The sequence below is a fragment of the Thalassospira australica genome (genome assembly GCF_044790785.1).
Lineage (GTDB): Bacteria > Pseudomonadota > Alphaproteobacteria > Rhodospirillales > Thalassospiraceae > Thalassospira > Thalassospira australica_A.
Map to the genome: position 1 here is coordinate 3,823,439 of NZ_CP085258.1, position 17,568 is coordinate 3,841,006.

A 17,568-nucleotide genomic window follows, 5' to 3' on the forward strand; every position below is an offset into this window, starting at 1 on the left:
ATTTCCTCCGGTCATGCTGGCATTTTATGTCCGGTTCTGAACCTAGCGTTTCACCATCACCAATGCCACCCCGAGTGCGGCAATTCCAAATCCGGCAAAGCCGAGCAGGCCGAGATGTTCATCAAAAAGCAGCCACGCAAAAAAGGCAGCCGTCGGCGGTACAAGGTAAAACATGCTTGCAACCCGGGTTGCTTCGCCCTGCTTGATCAAAACCATCAGAAGCATGATCGCCCCGATTGACAGCACCAGAACCAGCCAGGCCATCGCAAGGATGAAGTTCATGCTCCATTCAATCACCAATGGTTCCTTGATCAGGGCCACCAGCCCGACAAAGGCTGCCGCAGCGATATACTGGATAACCGTACCGCTCATCAGGTCCATGCCCGTGCAGAATCGTTTCTGATAAAGCGTCCCGGCCGTCATGCCAAACAGCGCCATGATGGCAAGCCCGATGCCAAAAGCGGTAATGCCAACCCCGTCGCCAATCTTGGGAATCAGCACCAGAGCAACCCCGATCAGGCCAAGCACAAGCCCGCCCCATTGACGTCCTGAAACCCGTTCACCCAGAAGTGCCCCGACAACAGATGCCGTTACCACCGGCTGCAGCCCGACGATCAGGGCCGCCAAACCCGACGGAAGCCCCGTATCAATCGCCCAGAAAACGCCGCCCAGATAAATCCCGTGAACTAGAACCCCGGTGGTACTGATATGGGCAACCTGTCGCCAGCTTTTGGGCCATTTGGCCCCCAGCAGCGAAATCACCGGCACCATCAGAACGATGACGATGGCAAAACGGGCAAACAGAAAGGTAAAGGGTTCGGCATAGGGAAGACCGAACTTTGCACCAACGAAGCCCGTGCTCCAGAGGAACACAAACACAAACGGCATGATCCGTGCAAAAGCCGGATGATCGGTGGCAGGCATGACGATCCCCTTTAACCGGCGGAAGATGCAGTTTGGGGCCCATCTTTCCACCCGACAACGGCCTGCCATTTGCAAACCGTGGAAATTGATTATTTATCGGACTTGCTTTTACCCTTGGCATCGCTTTGGCGATCTTCACCCTCGGCCGAGAAATTGGTGAAGTACTGCCCGGCATCGACAATACCACGGCGAATTTCGCGTGTCCGGGTGAACAGGTCGAACAGTTTTTCGCCCTCACCCCAGCGGATCGCACGTTGCAACGCCATCAAATCTTCCTGAAAACGGCCAAGAACCTCAAGGACCGCTTCGCGGTTATTCAAAAACACATCCCGCCACATCGTCGGATCGGACGCGGCAATGCGGGTAAAGTCGCGGAAACCGGATGCGGAAAACTTGATCACTTCCTGACGCAGCGCATCTTCAAGATCGGTTGCCGTCCCGACAATGGTATAGGCGATCAGGTGCGGCAGATGCGACGTGATGCCCAGAATGCGATCATGATGATCGGCATCCATGCACTCAACCTTCATGCCACATGCTTCCCAAAGGGCCTGCACGCGTACGGTCGCACTTTCCTTTTCTCCGGGAACCGGGGTCAGAATGCACCAGCGCCCTTCGAACAGTTCGGGAAAACCGGAATCCGGTCCGGAATGTTCGGTCCCGGCCAACGGGTGGCCCGGCACGAACGAAACGCCTTCGTCAAGATGCGGGGCGATATCACGAATAACTGCCTGTTTGACCGATCCGACATCGGAAACAATCGCACCCTTTTTAAGGTTTCCGGCAAGCTGTGCGCCAATGGCTTCATTGGCCCCCACCGGCGCACAGATCATCACCAGATCGGCATCTTTGACCGCTTCCTTGATGTCGCAATAGGCTTCATCGGCAATACCAAGTTCAAGCACCCGATCACGGGTGGCTTCGGAACGCACGGCACAGGTGATCTTTTTCGCCAGACCGTCGCGCAGAATGCGACGTGCCAGGGACGAGCCAATCAGCCCCATGCCGATAAAAGCAACGGTATCAAAAAGCGGTTCGGATGCGGTGTTGGTCATTTTACCTGTTCACAAAGTCTTTGATCGCCTGGAGGCAGATTTCCATTTCTTCCTTCGTACCGATCGAAATACGAAGCATCTGCGGCAGGCCGTAGGCACCGATTTTGCGCGGGATAACGCCCTGAGCCATCATAAAATCATTGGCAGCATCGGCATCCCTGCCTTCTTCCCTGGGGAATTCGACCAGAACAAAGTTGCCATAGCTCGGATGGGCGATCAGCCCGTCAATCGCGTTCACCTGATCGCGAAACCACGCCAGTGTTTCAGCATTATGACGCACGCAGGCATTGACGAATTCATCATCATCAAGTGCGGCAAGACCGGCTTCCTGCGTCGGAAGGGCAACGTTAAACGGATTGCGCAGGCGTTGCAGAACGTCGGCAATATCAACCGGCGCATAGCACCAGCCAAGACGAATGCCGCCAAGACCATAAATCTTGGAAAATGTGCGGGTCATGACGGTATTTTTACCGGCACGCACCAGTTCTTCACCGGCGGAATAATCTTCCTGCCCGGTCATGAATTCGGCGTACGCCGCGTCAACGACCAGAACGATGTCTTCACGCAGACCATCACGCAGGCGTTTCATTTCCGCATCATTGATGTAGGTCCCCGTCGGATTGTTCGGGTTCGCGACAAAAACGATTTTGGTTTTTTCGGTCACAGCCGCCAGCAGCGCATCAACGCTGGTGGTCATGTTGGTTTCGGCTGCTGTCACCGGAACCGCACCGACACCCTTGGCCGCAATCGGATACATCAGGAAGCCATGCTGCGAATACAGCACTTCATCCCCCGGACCGGCATAGGCACGGATCAGAAGGGTGATCAGTTCATCCGAACCGGCACCGCAGACAATCTGATCGGCTTCAAGATTGTATTTCTCGGCCAGTTTGTTGCGCAGCGCCTCGCAACCGCCATCGGGATAGCGATGCAGCTTTTCAGCCGATTTGCGGAGCGCCTCGATGGCCTTGGGGCTCGGGCCAAGCGCGCCTTCGTTCGATGAAAGCTTGATTACGCGGGTTGCACCATCGGTGCGCGACTTGCCGCCAACATAAGGCGCGATATCAAGAATGCCGGGACGTGGGGTGGGCGCAGACATTTCCTAGTTTCTCCCAGTGGGCAAGGCCGATGACAATCAACCGGCCGGTATCAATCAACTCAGCGCGTCTTCGGGAATCGGTACGCCATAGGCACCAACAACACTGAGCCCTTCGGGATCAAGTCCCTGATCGGTCAGTGCGCGCTGAAACACTTCGGCGCGATTACAAAAGAATCCCGGCACATCAACAAGAACAAAACGGCGATCACCGGTTTCATCGGCAGAAAAGCCAAGGATTGCCGATCCATCAATGCCATTCGCAATTTTTTTGCGCGCCGTATCCATCGAAATCTCGTTTGGCAGGCTGACGATAAACAGTGTGCGATCATCCCCGCTTTCTTCAAGCTCGATCGCCGCAAGGACAAATCCTTCGGTCTGCTCACCACGTCCAACCGGACGCCCGCCAAATGGCAGCTTTGATACAATGCGCACCGGGCTGTCATCGGACAGGAAAGTCCACCATGGCTGTGCTTCGCCGAGTTCCGGTTTCGGGAACACACCCACCGCCGCACGGCCTTCTTCAAGGGCGTAAAATGCTTCGCGCGGCGTATCAAATTCGACAATTTCGTTGAGGCAGCCAAAATTAAGGCGCGCAAGTTCCCAGCAATCGACACCATCGGCATTGCGGCAAAGTGCCACGGTATATGGGGCCTCCAGCCGCGTTCCGGCCGCGATCATTTCGCGCCAGATCTGGATCAGGGCCGTTTTCGGGAAGGCACCATCGTGACGATCAACCAGTGTCCGCATGATACGGGCCTCACGGGCCGGACGATACGGCACCTTGACCTTGCCACCGGCCGCAATCACACGATCCTTATAGGCCCCGACCGCCTGCACAACCTTGGTGCGCCGAATGATCAGGGATTGCAGTGCCTGATCGATATCATCGATTTCCGCCCTCAGCCCGTCCAGGTCAAGATTTGCCAAATTTTCGTCGCTTTGCGCCATGATCCGCTCTTTTGTCAAACGGGGCCCAGTATTAGGACAGGGCAATCGAAAAGCAAAGAAAAGATTGACTAAATCCCGGTCTATTCCTAGCTAGAACAGGTTTCTTTGCATCCATGCCAAGGACCATCCAGCCTTGCCTACAACAAAAACAACCTAATCAAAGGGAAACGGACATTCATGTCGACCGCCGCCAGCACAGATCAGCGCAGCAAACTTCCCGGCCATCACATGGTCCTTGGGGAAACGGAAAAGCTGCGCCTTGATAGCGGCATCGAATTCGGGCCGTTCACCATTGCCTATCAGACATATGGCGAACTTAACGCCGACAAAACCAACGCCATTCTGGTTTGCCACGCCTTGACCGGCGATCAGTATGTCGCCGATGAAGTCCACCCGATCACCGGCAAGGAAGGCTGGTGGCGTGAAATTGTCGGACCGGGCAAAATCATCGATACCGACAAATATTTCGTCATCTGTTCAAACGTGATTGGCGGCTGCCTTGGCAGTACCGGGCCCAAGGAAATCAATCCGGCCACCGGCAAACCCTGGGGCCTTGATTTCCCGGTGATTACGATTGCCGATATGGTGCGTGCGCAGACCATGCTGATCGATGCGCTGGGCATCGATACCCTGTTTGCGGTTATTGGCGGTTCGATGGGCGGCATGCAGGTTCTTGAATGGTGCAAAAGCTATTCCCATCGCGTTTTCGCCGCCGCCCCGATTGCAACCAGCTTCCGCCATTCGGCGCAAAATATCGCGTTTCACGAAGTCGGGCGTCAGGCCGTCATGGCCGATCCGGACTGGTGCGGGGGCAATTACCTGCTGGAAGGCAAGAAACCATCCCGCGGGCTGGCCGTGGCGCGGATGACCGCGCACATCACTTATCTGTCGCAACCGGCCCTGCATCGCAAATTCGGCCGCAAGCTTCAGAATCGCGGGGCCATTACCTATAGCTTCGATCATGATTTCCAGATCGAAAGCTATCTGCGTCATCAGGGCAAAAGCTTTGTCGACCGGTTTGACGCCAACAGCTACCTCTATATCACGCGGGCAATGGATTATTTCGATCTGTCCGCCGATGCCGAAGGCCGCCTTGGCGACGCCTTCGTTGGTTGCAAAACCCGTTTCTGCGTCATTTCCTTCTCCAGCGACTGGTGCTTTACCACCGCCGAAAGCCGCCAGCTTGCCCACGCATTGAATGCGTCGTCATGCAATGTCAGTTGTGTGGAAATCGAAAGCGACAAGGGGCATGATGCCTTCCTGCTCGACGAGCCGGATTTCCATATGGTGTTAAGCGGCTTTATCGAAGGCGCTGCTGAAATCCGGGGATTGAAATAGGTTATGAATCACTCTTTACCCAATGGCAGCGGCGTTATTCCGAATGATCGCATTCGTGTCGATCTGCAGCTTATTGCCGATATGGTCGAACCCGGCACCCGTGTGCTTGATATCGGGTGTGGCGATGGTGAATTGCTCGGCTATCTGACGCGCAGCAAAAATGTCGACGGTCGCGGACTTGAACTGTCTAACGAAGGGGTGCGCAATTGCGTGGCACAGGGTCTTCCGGTGATGCAGGGCGATGCTGACCGTGACCTTGGCGATTATCCCGACGGGGCGTTTGATTACGCCATTCTTAGCCAGACTTTGCAGGCGACCAACCGCCCGAAACAGGTTTTGACCGAACTGCTTCGTATCGGCCAGAAAGCCATCGTTTCCTTCCCGAATTTCGGTCACTGGCGTGCGCGGTTTGATTTGATGTTCCGTGGGCGCATGCCGCAAAACCCGAATCTGCCGATCATGTGGTATGAAACCCCGAACATCCATTTCTGCACCGTCCGGGATTTCGTCGCCCTTTGTGATGAATGCGGCTTTAAGATCGAACGATCAATGGTACTTAATGAAAGCGGATCGAAAGTCAGTCTGGACAGCCATTCACGGCTTGCCAATTTCTTTGGCAATCAGGCGCTTTTCATGCTGAGCAAGTAGGGTCAGGACCTAGTTCCGCCAACGCCTTTGTCATTTTTGCCATCACAGTTTTCCCCCACCCCCGTCAAGTGACGAGCATGATCACGTGATGGGGACGTTATGGCAGTTTCATCGATCTACCAATTCACCCGCAAGGCAGTCCTGATTATTGGCATCGGGCTTTTGGCGGCCTGTTCGCAAAAGGCCGAAACCCTGAAAATCACGGTTACCCAGTTTGGCAGCGCGACCGAGGATGCCTTTGACGCCTATGGCACGGCACAGACCGCTCAATTTACACCGGCGCCAAAATCGCAAAGCGCCCGACAATCCGAATTCATCACCAATATGGAAGCCTTCACCGGCCAGGTGACGCCATCCAATCTGCCCACCCTGCTTGATCCGGATGCGGTTAAAATCGATCCGGATGTTGCGCAGCAATGGCAAAAGACACTGGCCAGCCTGCGCAACCAGTATCTACAATTTGTCGCGATTTTCGATCAGATCGAAGCCGGGTCGGCGCTTGGTGCTTCGGCGGTAACGGATTCCGGTCCGATCCTTGAAAAACTGCGAAGCCAGCTTGATGCCATCACCGACGATCTGGCCAAGGACCCGCCGCAATATCTTGTGCGCCGTGGCACACTGATTGCCGAACTGAACAAAATCCGTTCCGAACCGAACGATGATGAAGACGCCAAATCATTGCGTCTGCAAATCTGGTGGCAGAACTGGAACGCCTTGATGGCCGAGGAAAAGCTGCTTCAGACACACACACTGCGCAGTTTCATGGCGGCATCTGCGTTGGGCAGACATTTGCAAACGCAGATCGATAATTACGCCAAGCTGGATGTAAATGCCCTGATCGGAGCTGCCGAACAAGGTATAACTCTGGCCGGAAAGGTGCGCAGCCTGTCCCCAACGGAACTTGTCGCCGAGGGCAGCAATCTGTTTGAGACCGCAACCGGCAGCACAACAGCCACACCGGTACAATAGGAGATTCCCATGAACAATCTTGATGAATTGATCCGTGCGGCCAAAAACAGCTTTGTTGAAATTGACGCGGCCTATCAGGCAGCCGACATCAACGAAAAACTCGTGATGGCCGAAAGCCGCAACAAAGCCGCCGATCAGCTTATGACGCTTCAGGCAAAACGGCTGATCCAGAATGCATCGGCCATCACGGATGCGGATATAATCGAAATGAAGGCCCTTAAAGACCGGATCGACGATGCCGCCCAAATCCAGGCTGCCCTGCTGCAGTTTGTCGGGCTTCTGGTAAAATTTGTTGGTTAATCCGTGTTCCAGCGATCAGCATCGGCATCGTCCGATGCCTTCGCCGTGACCCAATGATCGCCTTCGGGGGTTTGTTCGCGTTTCCAGAACGGCGCACGGGTTTTAAGGAAATCCATGATAAAGTCGCAGGCCTCGAACGCGGCACGACGATGGGCCGATAGCGTGATCACCAGGACAATCCGCTCACCGGGCAACATACGCCCGAACCGATGCACGATCCGCACATCGTCAAGCGACCAGCGATTGGCAGCCTCGTCGGCGATCTTTTCAAGTTCGCGTTCGGTCATCCCGGGATAGTGATCAAGGATCAGGGCCGAAACCTGATCACCGCCATGAATATCACGCACCAGTCCGACGAAACTGACCGCCGCCCCGATATCGGTACGACCATCGGTCAGGGCTGCCAGTTCGGCCCCCGGATCAAAATCCTGTTCCTGAACGGATACGCGTGCCATGTGGAACCTTATCCTGTGCAACCCTTAATCGAGATGCTTTAGCCCGGTGCGAAGATAGATATACCCGGTCTGAACCGTCACCAGCCCGGCAATCCACAGAAGGATATCACCGATCAGGATCGACGGAATCATGTCGGGCGACGCATCCCCGACCAGAAGAAACCCGATGGCAAGGATTTGTGCCGTGGTCTTCCATTTCGCAAGGACCGTCACCGGCAGCGGAACTTTCAGTTCCGCGAGATGTTCCCGCAGACCCGACACCATGATTTCCCGGCACATGATGATCACGGCGGGCAAAACGGCCAAACCGGAAATACGTTCGAACGCCACCATCATCATCAGGGCAGCCGCAACCAGAAGCTTGTCCGCAATGGGATCAAGGAACCGGCCAAGCGGCGAGACAACATTCATGCTGCGCGCAAGGTAACCATCAAAAAAGTCTGTCACCCCGGCAAAGGCAAACAGTGCAAACCCGATCCAGTTACCAACCGGTCCGCTGATATAAAAGGACGCAACCAAGGCCGGAATCACAATGATGCGCGACAAGGTTAGCAGATTGGGAATCTGGTTTTTCATAAACAAGCCTGTTTGCGGGTATTCTACCGAACGGTCCGGCGAAGCGTTTTCTGTCTCCCCGATGCGAGGCAATTATTAATGTCTCCGGACAGTTACCACAAGTGCCGCGTTCAATTGCAACAAACCTGTTATGAAACAGCCGGTAACCGTGATCAGTTTTCGCCGTGGAAATGATCGTAAATCTTGCGTGCAAGGGCGGCACTGATGCCATCCACCGCCTCAAGATCGGTTAAACCGGCATCCGCCACGCCGCGCGCCGATCCGAAATGATGCAACAACGCCTTTTTGCGTGCCCCGCCAACGCCGGGCACATTATCCAGAACGCTTTTGCCGATCTGCTTGGACCGTTTGGCGCGATGCGTGCCAATTGCCCAACGGTGGGCTTCATCGCGCAGACGCTGGATGAAATACAGAACCGGGTCCTGCATATCAAGGCGCACAGGCGGCTTTCCGGGGATATGCAGCACTTCCTTGCCAGCATTCCGGTCAACACCCTTGGCAACACCAACCAGCATCACATCTTCTATTCCAAGGTCTTCAAGCACTTCGCGGGCCACGCCAAGCTGCCCCAAACCGCCATCAATCAGACAAAGGTCCGGCCATGTTCCGTTTTCCCGGTCCGGGTCTTCTTTTTGCGCACGCGCGAAACGCCGGGTCAGGACTTCACGCATCATGGCAAAGTCATCACCCGGTGCGATGTCGCTCTTGATATTGAATTTGCGATAGGCACTTTTCATAAAGCCCTCGGGCCCGGCGACGATCATGCCGCCGACCATGTTCGTACCCTGAATGTGACTGTTGTCGTAAACCTCGATCCGTTCCGGCGTACCATCCAGTTCCAGTTTATCGGCCAGATCTTCCAGCAATTTGCGTTGTGACGCGCTTTCGGCCATACGACGCCCCAGCGCATCCTTTGCGTTGTTCATCGCATGTTCGACAAGTTTGCGTCGACCGCCACGCTTGGGCACCTGCAGGGTGATCTTGCGGTTATTGTTGATCGACAATGCGGTTTCGACCAGTTCCTGGCCTTCGATCTCGTGCGACAGCAGCACCTGTTTCGGGGCCGGTTTATCGGCATAGAACTGTCCGACAAAGGCCGACAGGATTTCCGGGATTTCCGCCCCCTGCTCATGGCGCGGGAAATAGGACCGGTTGCCATAATTCGACCCGGACCGGAAGAAGAACACCTGAACGCAGCTTTGCCCGCCTTCGTGATGCAGGGCTATTACATCGGCCTCTTCAACGCCTTCCAGATTGATATCCTGATGCGATCTGATCTGGCTTAGTGCGCGAATACGGTCGCGATACATCGCGGCCTGTTCAAAATCCATGCGTTCGGATGCGGCCAGCATGTCACTTTCAAGCTGCTTGAGGATTTTCTGGCTGCGCCCGGTCAGGAAGTCACGGCAGATATCCACAAGCCCGTCATATTCGGCCTTGGCAATCCGGTCCACGCACGGGGCAGAGCACCGCTTGATTTGATACAGCAAACACGGGCGCGACCGGTTGGCAAACACCGCATCGGTGCAGGACCGCAGCAAAAAGGCCCGCTGCAGATGGTTGATCGTGTTGTTCACCGCCCAAGCGGATGCAAACGGCCCAAAGCAACTGCCATCCTTGGCTCGTGCCCCGCGATGTTTGACGATGCGTGGATAATCATGATCCTCGGTGATCAGGATATAGGGGAAACTTTTGTCATCGCGCAGAAGGATGTTGTATCGCGGTTTAAGCTTCTTGATCAGGTTGGATTCAAGCAGCAGCGCTTCGGCTTCGGTATGGGTGGTGATGATTTCCATCCGCACCGCCTGCGCAACCATACGGGCAATCCGTATCGGCAACTGCATCAGACGGGTATAGGCGACCACACGCTTTTTAAGGTTCTTGGCCTTGCCGACATAAAGAACCCGGTCCTTGTCATCAATCATGCGATAGACACCCGCCGACCCCGGCATGGTTTTCAGCGCATGTTTGATGGCCTCGACACCGCGCGCAGCTCCCCCGTCATATTCATCGCTTTCAAGCGACAATCCGATTTCCCGGGCGGGGTTTTCGGATGGGGTTTCAGGCTTCATCAGGCGTCTCCGGCAGATTTATTAAAAATCAAAAGTTGTGACGGCCGTCACTTCACAAACAGGCTTCCGACAATACCCAAAAAGATTAACGCCGCAACATCACTTCACAGAATCGCGACCCGAAAAAGATGTCCACCAAGGCTGTGGATAAGTTTGTGGGTAATAGGGGGGCTCTTTGCTGCACCCCTTGAGAGTCTTAACGTTCTATGAAGTGCCCATTTATTGAGCAAACAAGTTAAGTTATTGATTTAATTCACAAAAAATACTGTCAACCTGAAAACATTCGGTAATAGAGGAGTCAAAAAAGAATATTTTCCTTTGATTCCACCCCGCCAGATGCTTGTGCATAAGGGCGGCAGCGATTCGGCCTAGAGGAATCACAGAGTCCCCGTCCAAAACCGTTAACAAAAGTAAATTTTACGCAGATTTACCGATGCGATCAGCGCGCGATATTAAAGCGCTCTATTTCGACCCCGACCGCCGCAACGTCGTCAAAGACATCAAGCTTTTCAACCCGGACGTTCACCTTGCGCACCCGGCGATCCGCCAGACACATATCGGCCAGTTTTTCCCCAAGAGTTTCCACAAGGTTCACATGACCGTCACGGCAGATTTCACGCGTGCCGGTCACCAGATCCTCGTAGCTTAAAACAGTGGCAATATCGTCATTCTGGACACCCTCGCCTTCGAGCACGGCAAGATCCAGATTGATTCGCACCCGCTGCGGGGCATGTTTTTCGTGGTCATATACGCCAATGGATGTCTCGACCACCATGTCGCGTACGAAGACACGACGCAAACTGCCTGCATGATCTGCATAGGGCAGTGTCGTAATGTTATCGTCCTGCTTAAGGCCTGCGGTCATGGTCTGGTCTTCCTTGTGCTGCGCTTGTGCGGCCAGATGTCCGGAACCCAGGCCCGACTCATCATTCCTCTGGCATATCCTGTTCGCCACTGGGCGACCAATTCAGGTGCTGCCCGCCGTCAAGCGCTAACATTTGCCCGGTGATGGCTGGCGCGGCAAGGAAAAATCGTACCGCGTCGCAAATCTCTTGCGGGTTTGTCCCAATTTTCAGGGGAGTCTGACCACATTGCTGATCGAAAACTTCCTGTGTTTGCCGGACACTAGGCAGTGCCGGCCCCGGCCCAATCGCATTAACCCGGATTTGCGGTGCCAATGCCAGCGCCAGTGTCTGGGTCAGGGTCCAAAGACCGGCCTTGGACAAGGTATAGGTTATGAAGTGCGGTGTCAGATTCCAGACGCGCTGATCAATCAGATTGATGATGACACCCTTTTGCCCCGGCGGTAACCGTTTGGCGAAATCCTGCGACAACACGAACGGCGCGCGCAGATTGGCTTCCATATGATAGTCCCAGCCCTCACGCGTGGCGGTGCTGATATCATCATATTCAAAGGTGGATGCATTGTTGATCAGAACACCAATCGGGCCAAGTGCGGCAGTTGCTTCGCGCACGACACGGCTGGTGTCTTCTTCCCTGCCAAGGTCGGCAGAAATGACGCAGGCTCTCCTGCCAAGAGCACGGATTTCATCGGCAAGCTGTTCCGCATCCCTGCGCGATGAATGGCAATGCAGGGCAACATCATATCCCTGCGCGGCCAGATCAAACGATAAAGCCCGTCCGATGCGCTTGGCCGCCCCGGTTACAAGGGCCGTTTTCGGTATTTTCCCTGTCATCTGGTTTCCATCCCGTCCGTCAAGATGCGCCGGTGTTTAAGGACAGGCAGCATCGGAACTTACAATCAAACCGTCGTGCCGGTCCATTGTCGCATGACCGATATCAGCCCTGTTGACAGGTCAGGCCGTAACCAGACTTGCAACATATCCCAAATAGGCCACGACAAAGATCGTACCCGTGATCCGCGATATCCCGCGCAGGAAATAACCGACAATCAGCAAAAGAACGGTTACTGCCAGCATGATCCAAAGATCGGATTGCAGAATCTGATCGGGCACCGCAATTGGTGCAATAAGCGACACACCGCCGATAATCACCAACAGGTTCAAAAGGTTGGAGCCAACGACATTGCCCAGCGCCACATCGGAATGACCGCGGAACGCAGCGACGATCGACGCTGCCAGTTCCGGCAGTGACGTTCCGAACGCGACAAGCGTCAAACCTATAACGGCTTCGGACACACCGAACTGACGCGCAACCGAAACACCCCCATCCACCAGCAGATCCGCACCATATGCCAGGGCAACAATCCCGATAACGGTCGCGATGATCGGTTTCAACCAACCGCTTGGCACCTCGCCGACTTCGTCGACTTCTTCTTCATGCAGCTGGCTGGCTTCGCCCGGGCTTTTCTTGTCATGCTGATAGGTGAAATACCAGATCGCAGCCAGAACCAGCAGCATGATCGCACCGGCCCAGCGTTCCACAACCCCGAACATGCAAAGCCCGATAAACAGCACCGTGCCCAGCAACATCGTGCCACCGTCGCGTACAACCATTGTCCGGGACGCCGCAATCGGCTTCAGAACAGCCGTCGCCCCAAGGATAAGAAGGATATTGGCAATGTTCGAACCAACAACATTGCCCATCGCAATGTCACCGGACCCGGCAAGTGCCGCATTCAGCGACACAACGAATTCCGGGGCAGAAGTGCCGGCTGCAACCACTGTCAGGCCGACGATGATCTTGGAAACCCCCAGCAACAGCGCCAGACCGACAGCACCGCGAACAATAAACTCGCCACCGGCCGTCAAAAGCACAAGACCACCGATAATCTGTAAATAGGGGATGAATTGTTCCAATTCTGGCCTGCTCGTTTTGGGAACCATTATTTTTCTTTGCCCGTTTGCGGGCCCGCGGAACATGGCATTCCGCAAACAGAATAGCAAGCCGCCTCAGCCCGTTGCGATGCCATTCCATCCGTCACTGTGATACGGTTCCCACACTGTATGACTGGATCGGTCACATATCTGCAGGAATATCTGTATCCACATGGCATACATCCGTCACCGATGTCTTCGCAAACGCAAAATTTCCATAGAAATCATAGGGGTATTTCCGCTATCCTGATTTCAGCGACTTCCTTTACATGCCCATCTGCCCCGGACGCATAGCCCACCATGTCACACAGCGTTCTGTTCGAGCTATTCCTTGTCCTGACCGCGGCGGTGATTGCCGTCCCGTTGGCGCAAAAATTACGCGCAAACTCGATCATCGGTTTTCTGATCGGCGGTTTTTGCATCGGTCCTTTCGGTTTTGGCCTGATCAGTGACCGCGAAGACATTTCAACCGTTGCCGAACTTGGCATTGTCTTTTTGCTTTTCATGATCGGCCTTGAACTTTCGCGCGAACGATTACGTGTCATTGGCGGCCGGTTTGCCACTCTTGGTTTCCTGCAGATCTCTGTCACCATGGCGGTGATGTTTGGTGTGTTGTTCCTGATAAGTAGCGATATGCCATCCTCGATCGTGATTGCCGGGGCGTTGGCATTGTCGTCGACCGCAATTATCCTCAAGCAGCTTTCCGATGAACGGCAGTTGCATACCCGTTTCGGGCGTGCGGCCCTTGCAATCCTGCTGCTGCAGGACGTTGCTGTTGGGCCGTTCCTGATCATGGTTCAGGCCGCGGGCAAGGCCGGAACGGAAACCAGCCCGTGGATCAGCGTGTTAAGCGGTATCGGCGCCGTTGCCATATTGCTGCTGGCCGGCCGTTATCTGCTGCCGCGCCTGTTTCGCTATATCGCCGCCCTTAAGAACCCGGAACTTTTTGCAATCGGCACGCTGTTTGTCGTGCTTGCCGCCAGTACGCTGACCGAGGCGGCCGGGCTTTCGATGGCGCTTGGGGCCTTCATTGCCGGGGTGATGTTGGCCGAAACCGAATTCCGCCATCAGATCGAAGCCGATATTTCACCGTTTCGCGGCGTGTTTCTGTCGCTGTTCTTCATGTCGGTTGGCATGTCGGTCAATGCCAATGTGGTTATTGGCGAGGCCGGAACGATCATATTGTGGCTGATCGGGCTTCTTGCGGTTAAGGCAGCGGTTCTGTTCGGATTGTCCCTGCTGATCGGCTTTAACCGGGCATCGTCAATCCGGGTTGCCATGAGCCTTGCCGCGGGTGGCGAATTTGCTTTTGTCATGCTGGCACTCGCGTCCCAGAACGGCGCGGTTCCGCGCGACATTGCCGTTCTGCTGATACCCGTTGTTGCCATTTCCATGGGTCTGACACCGACCCTGATTTCACTGGGTCACCGGATCGAACAGAAACTACATCCCAGGGAAAATGACCAGCTGACCGAGATATCCGATGAAACCGACGGCATTCAAAAACATGTTCTGGTGATCGGCTGCGGGCGTGTCGGTCGGGTTCTGGCGCGCTTGCTGCGTACCAAAAACATTCCGTTCATCGTTCTGGAATCCGATGCCCAACAGGTATCGCGTGGCCGTGCCGAAGGGCTTCCGGTCTATTTTGCCGATGGTTCACGCCCGGAAACATTTCGTGCCGCCCATACCGAACAGGCCCATGTTGCGGCCGTTGCCATGGGCAACCCGCACGCGACCGAAAAAACCGTTGCCCTGCTGCGTCAGCATTATCCGCATCTGAAAATCTTTGCCCGCGCACAGGACATCACCCATATCGGGCCCCTGTCGCGAAGTGGGGCGGATGCGGCCATCCCCGAAGTGCTCGAAACCGGTTTGCGCCTGTCCGATCATGTTCTGGCAGCCTGCGATATCCCGCAGGAAGATATCGATATCGAAATCGCCAAGTTCCGGCGTGCCGATATGCTGTTGATGAACGAACTTGCACCACGAACATCTCGCCACAAGACAGAAGACACCGCAACAAAACCGGACAAACTGGCAAAAGACAAGAAAAGCACCTGAATACAAAAACCCCCATCACAAGAATGGGGGCCTTTCGTTTCGTCTTCCGGAATAAAAGTGTACTTAGGCGACTTCAACATCCAGTGCATATCCCGCGGCACGGACGGTGCGGATGACATCGCGCGTTCCCTTGACATCATTCAATGCCTTGCGCAGGCGACGAATGTGAACGTCGACAGTACGGGTTTCGACATAGATATTCGGCCCCCAAACCGCATTCAGAAGCTGCTCGCGAGAGAAAACCCGCCCCGGATGCTCCAGGAAGTAACGCAGCAGACGGAATTCGGTCGGGCCAAGATGGATCGCCTTGCCATTTCGGCTGACACGATGGGCGGCCAGATCCATTTCGATATCGGAATAGATCAACTGCCCCTGTGGTTGCGCCGGGCCGGATCGGCGCAGCAACGCCCGGATACGCGCCAGCAATTCGCCAATCGCGAACGGCTTGGTCACATAATCGTCGGCCCCGGTATCAAGGCCGCGGATGCGGTCGCCTTCTTCGCCACGCGCCGTCACCATGATCACCGGCAAATCGCGGCTTTCCGGTTTCCGGCGGATCTGGCGGCAAACCTCGATCCCCGACATCACCGGCAGCATCCAGTCCAGCAGCACCAGATCGACATGGGTTTCGGCCAGAATTTTCAACGCTTCGTCACCGTCCCCGGCTTCGACAACCTGCATCCCCTCGCGTTCGAGGTTGTAGCGCAACATGGTTACGATTGCAGCTTCGTCCTCGACGATAAGAACCGTTGGGTCCATCTTCCTATGCTCCAGTGTCACTCATTCGGTTCTACAACGGCAAAGTTCGCCGCATCATTTTTTGGCCGCGTATCCACCGGCAGGTCTTCGCCCTTGATCCGGTAATAGATCGTTTCGGCAATGTTGGTTGCATGATCGCCAATACGTTCGATGTTCTTGGCGATAAACAGCAGATGGGTCGATGCCGTGATGTTGCGCGGATCTTCCATCATGTAGGTCAGAAGTTCGCGGAACAGGGAGTTGTACATGTCGTCAACTTCCTGATCACGCGCCCATACACGCTGTGCCTTTTCCGCATCGCCTTCGATATAGGCGTCCAGAACGTCCTTGATGATTTCCTGGCACAGCTTCGCCATGTTCGGGATCACCTGAACCGGGCGGATCGGCGGAACCTGGTTTAGCACCTGCGCACGCTTGGCAATGTTTTTCGCCAGATCACCGATACGTTCCAGATCGTTCGAAAGTTTCAGTGCGGTTACCACCTGACGCAAATCGTCTGCCATCGGCTGACGCAGGGCCAGAAGACGTACGGCAAAATCCTGCACTTCCTGTTCGAGCAGATCAATACGGTGATCGGAAAGAATGACCTTCTCGGCCAGTTCCGAATCCCGTTTGACGATTGCGCGGATCGCAGAAATCAACTGGCTTTCGGCAAGCCCGCCCATCTGCGAGATGATATTGTTCAGACGGGTCAGTTCTTCGTCAAACGAACTAACGATATGATGTTTGTCATCGGCCATCGAAAATACTCCTGCCCGGACTTAACCGAAGCGACCCGTAATGTATCCCTTGGTGCGTTCGTCCTTGGGATTGGTGAAAATCTGATCGGTTTCGCCCACTTCGACCAGCTTGCCGAGATGGAAGAACGCCGTGCGCTGCGACACGCGGGCCGCCTGCTGCATGGAGTGCGTTACGATCACAATGGTGTAGTTCGAACGAAGTTCGTCGATCAGTTCCTCGACCTTTGCGGTGGCAATCGGGTCAAGTGCCGAGCACGGTTCATCCATCAGGATGACTTCGGGGCTGACGGCAACCGCACGCGCAATGCAAAGGCGCTGCTGCTGACCACCCGAAAGACCGGTTGCCGGTTCCGGCAGACGATCCTTGACTTCTTTCAGAAGGCCCGCTCGCTCAAGCGAGGTCATGACGATTTCGTCAAGCTCGTCACGCGAATTGACCAGGCCGTGAATACGCGGTCCATAAGCCACGTTGTCATAGATCGATTTCGGGAACGGGTTTGGTTTCTGGAACACCATACCGATACGGGCACGCAACTGAACAACGTCAATCGCCTTGTCATAGATATCACGATCATCAAGCGTCACCTTGCCATTGATCGTAACACCGTCAATCGTGTCATTCATGCGGTTCATGCAGCGCAGGAAAGTCGACTTGCCGCAGCCCGACGGGCCGATCAATGCCGTCACCTGGCGCTCGACAATGTCAAGATTGACATCAAAAAGCGCCTGGTTGTCGCCATAGAAAAGATTGAGGTCACGTGCCGTCATTTTCGGACTGGTGACTGACGGCTCTGCCGTCATTGCGCTTTCAGTTACAACAGCCATT

At 55.0% G+C, this 17,568-nt stretch carries 18 protein-coding genes; 5 read left to right on the forward strand and 13 right to left on the reverse strand.

All coding sequences use genetic code 11. From position 1 onward, the window contains the following. Positions 1-42 precede the first annotated feature (42 nt). From LG297_RS17900 to LG297_RS17915, 4 genes are all read right to left on the reverse strand, one after another. Positions 43-924: a DMT family transporter gene (locus tag LG297_RS17900; protein ID WP_404422669.1), complete on the reverse strand. Its 882-nt coding sequence runs from the start codon at positions 922-924 to the stop codon at positions 43-45. A gap of 89 nt (positions 925-1,013) precedes the next feature. After that, positions 1,014-1,979, reverse strand: a complete 966-nt coding sequence (locus tag LG297_RS17905; protein ID WP_404422671.1) for a prephenate/arogenate dehydrogenase family protein — start codon at positions 1,977-1,979, stop codon at positions 1,014-1,016. A 1-nt stretch (position 1,980) separates the two neighbouring features. Continuing rightward, on the reverse strand, positions 1,981-3,078 hold the full coding sequence (hisC, locus tag LG297_RS17910; protein WP_404422673.1) for a histidinol-phosphate transaminase: 1,098 nt from the start codon (positions 3,076-3,078) through the stop codon (positions 1,981-1,983). Positions 3,079-3,132: 54 nt separating this feature from the next. Continuing rightward, entirely contained in the window at positions 3,133-4,026 is an 894-nt protein-coding gene (locus LG297_RS17915) for a chorismate mutase (RefSeq protein ID WP_404422675.1), read from the reverse strand. Positions 4,027-4,203: 177 nt separating this feature from the next. Between LG297_RS17915 and LG297_RS17920 the strand changes: the two genes are divergently transcribed. The 4 genes from LG297_RS17920 to LG297_RS17935 all read left to right on the forward strand — a co-directional run bounded on the left by LG297_RS17920 (position 4,204) and on the right by LG297_RS17935 (position 7,281). Further along, positions 4,204-5,364, forward strand: a complete 1,161-nt coding sequence (locus tag LG297_RS17920; protein ID WP_404422677.1) for a homoserine O-acetyltransferase — start codon at positions 4,204-4,206, stop codon at positions 5,362-5,364. A gap of 3 nt (positions 5,365-5,367) precedes the next feature. Next, positions 5,368-6,012, forward strand: coding sequence for a methionine biosynthesis protein MetW (gene metW / locus LG297_RS17925; protein ID WP_404422679.1), 645 nt, complete (start codon positions 5,368-5,370; stop codon positions 6,010-6,012). Positions 6,013-6,111: 99 nt separating this feature from the next. Next, positions 6,112-6,981 carry a hypothetical protein gene (locus LG297_RS17930; protein ID WP_404422681.1) on the forward strand — a complete coding sequence of 290 codons (870 nt, stop codon included), beginning with the start codon at positions 6,112-6,114 and terminating at the stop codon, positions 6,979-6,981. A gap of 9 nt (positions 6,982-6,990) precedes the next feature. Next, complete coding sequence (locus LG297_RS17935; RefSeq protein ID WP_404422683.1) at positions 6,991-7,281, forward strand: hypothetical protein; 291 nt, start codon at positions 6,991-6,993, stop codon at positions 7,279-7,281. Here the strand turns inward: LG297_RS17935 and moaE are convergent. From moaE to LG297_RS17965, 6 genes are all read right to left on the reverse strand, one after another. Then, complete coding sequence (moaE, locus tag LG297_RS17940) at positions 7,278-7,736, reverse strand: molybdopterin synthase catalytic subunit MoaE (RefSeq protein ID WP_404422685.1); 459 nt, start codon at positions 7,734-7,736, stop codon at positions 7,278-7,280. The genes LG297_RS17935 and moaE overlap by 4 nt on opposite strands. A gap of 24 nt (positions 7,737-7,760) precedes the next feature. After that, entirely contained in the window at positions 7,761-8,312 is a 552-nt protein-coding gene (pgsA, locus tag LG297_RS17945) for a CDP-diacylglycerol--glycerol-3-phosphate 3-phosphatidyltransferase (RefSeq protein WP_037987084.1), read from the reverse strand. A gap of 152 nt (positions 8,313-8,464) precedes the next feature. After that, on the reverse strand, positions 8,465-10,384 hold the full coding sequence (uvrC, locus tag LG297_RS17950; protein ID WP_404422687.1) for an excinuclease ABC subunit UvrC: 1,920 nt from the start codon (positions 10,382-10,384) through the stop codon (positions 8,465-8,467). Positions 10,385-10,823: 439 nt separating this feature from the next. Beyond that, positions 10,824-11,249, reverse strand: a complete 426-nt coding sequence (gene folB, locus LG297_RS17955) for a dihydroneopterin aldolase (protein WP_051682075.1) — start codon at positions 11,247-11,249, stop codon at positions 10,824-10,826. A 61-nt stretch (positions 11,250-11,310) separates the two neighbouring features. After that, positions 11,311-12,081, reverse strand: coding sequence for an SDR family oxidoreductase (locus tag LG297_RS17960; RefSeq protein ID WP_404422689.1), 771 nt, complete (start codon positions 12,079-12,081; stop codon positions 11,311-11,313). Between the two features lie 120 nt (positions 12,082-12,201). Beyond that, a complete protein-coding gene (locus LG297_RS17965) occupies positions 12,202-13,164 on the reverse strand; it encodes a calcium/sodium antiporter (protein WP_404422691.1) in 963 nt (320 codons plus the stop codon). Positions 13,165-13,482: 318 nt separating this feature from the next. Here LG297_RS17965 and LG297_RS17970 point away from each other — a divergent pair, with 318 nt between their 5' ends. Further along, positions 13,483-15,243 (forward strand): cation:proton antiporter, encoded by a 1,761-nt coding sequence (locus tag LG297_RS17970; RefSeq protein ID WP_404422693.1) that lies wholly within the window; start codon positions 13,483-13,485, stop codon positions 15,241-15,243. Between the two features lie 63 nt (positions 15,244-15,306). Here LG297_RS17970 and phoB read toward each other — a convergent pair whose 3' ends face one another. Genes phoB through pstB form a run of 3 tightly spaced genes read right to left on the reverse strand, consistent with a single transcriptional unit; the run spans position 15,307 to position 17,567 of the window. Then, a complete protein-coding gene (gene phoB / locus LG297_RS17975; protein ID WP_404422695.1) occupies positions 15,307-16,002 on the reverse strand; it encodes a phosphate regulon transcriptional regulator PhoB in 696 nt (231 codons plus the stop codon). Between the two features lie 17 nt (positions 16,003-16,019). Beyond that, complete coding sequence (gene phoU / locus LG297_RS17980; RefSeq protein WP_404422697.1) at positions 16,020-16,742, reverse strand: phosphate signaling complex protein PhoU; 723 nt, start codon at positions 16,740-16,742, stop codon at positions 16,020-16,022. A 21-nt stretch (positions 16,743-16,763) separates the two neighbouring features. Continuing rightward, on the reverse strand, positions 16,764-17,567 hold the full coding sequence (gene pstB / locus LG297_RS17985; RefSeq protein ID WP_404422699.1) for a phosphate ABC transporter ATP-binding protein PstB: 804 nt from the start codon (positions 17,565-17,567) through the stop codon (positions 16,764-16,766). Between the last annotated feature and the right edge of the window lies 1 nt (position 17,568).

What these genes read in the sequence shown, in the direction of transcription:
- LG297_RS17900 (WP_404422669.1), bottom strand. Translation starts at nt 924, where the DNA reads ATGCCTGCCACCGATCATCCGGCTTTTGCACGGATCATGCCGTTTGTG.
- LG297_RS17905 (WP_404422671.1), bottom strand. Translation starts at nt 1,979, where the DNA reads ATGACCAACACCGCATCCGAACCGCTTTTTGATACCGTTGCTTTTATC.
- hisC (WP_404422673.1), bottom strand. Translation starts at nt 3,078, where the DNA reads ATGTCTGCGCCCACCCCACGTCCCGGCATTCTTGATATCGCGCCTTAT.
- LG297_RS17915 (WP_404422675.1), bottom strand. Translation starts at nt 4,026, where the DNA reads ATGGCGCAAAGCGACGAAAATTTGGCAAATCTTGACCTGGACGGGCTG.
- LG297_RS17920 (WP_404422677.1), top strand. Translation starts at nt 4,204, where the DNA reads ATGTCGACCGCCGCCAGCACAGATCAGCGCAGCAAACTTCCCGGCCAT.
- metW (WP_404422679.1), top strand. Translation starts at nt 5,368, where the DNA reads ATGAATCACTCTTTACCCAATGGCAGCGGCGTTATTCCGAATGATCGC.
- LG297_RS17930 (WP_404422681.1), top strand. Translation starts at nt 6,112, where the DNA reads ATGGCAGTTTCATCGATCTACCAATTCACCCGCAAGGCAGTCCTGATT.
- LG297_RS17935 (WP_404422683.1), top strand. Translation starts at nt 6,991, where the DNA reads ATGAACAATCTTGATGAATTGATCCGTGCGGCCAAAAACAGCTTTGTT.
- moaE (WP_404422685.1), bottom strand. Translation starts at nt 7,736, where the DNA reads ATGGCACGCGTATCCGTTCAGGAACAGGATTTTGATCCGGGGGCCGAA.
- pgsA (WP_037987084.1), bottom strand. Translation starts at nt 8,312, where the DNA reads ATGAAAAACCAGATTCCCAATCTGCTAACCTTGTCGCGCATCATTGTG.
- uvrC (WP_404422687.1), bottom strand. Translation starts at nt 10,384, where the DNA reads ATGAAGCCTGAAACCCCATCCGAAAACCCCGCCCGGGAAATCGGATTG.
- folB (WP_051682075.1), bottom strand. Translation starts at nt 11,249, where the DNA reads ATGACCGCAGGCCTTAAGCAGGACGATAACATTACGACACTGCCCTAT.
- LG297_RS17960 (WP_404422689.1), bottom strand. Translation starts at nt 12,081, where the DNA reads ATGACAGGGAAAATACCGAAAACGGCCCTTGTAACCGGGGCGGCCAAG.
- LG297_RS17970 (WP_404422693.1), top strand. Translation starts at nt 13,483, where the DNA reads ATGTCACACAGCGTTCTGTTCGAGCTATTCCTTGTCCTGACCGCGGCG.
- phoB (WP_404422695.1), bottom strand. Translation starts at nt 16,002, where the DNA reads ATGGACCCAACGGTTCTTATCGTCGAGGACGAAGCTGCAATCGTAACC.
- phoU (WP_404422697.1), bottom strand. Translation starts at nt 16,742, where the DNA reads ATGGCCGATGACAAACATCATATCGTTAGTTCGTTTGACGAAGAACTG.
- pstB (WP_404422699.1), bottom strand. Translation starts at nt 17,567, where the DNA reads ATGGCTGTTGTAACTGAAAGCGCAATGACGGCAGAGCCGTCAGTCACC.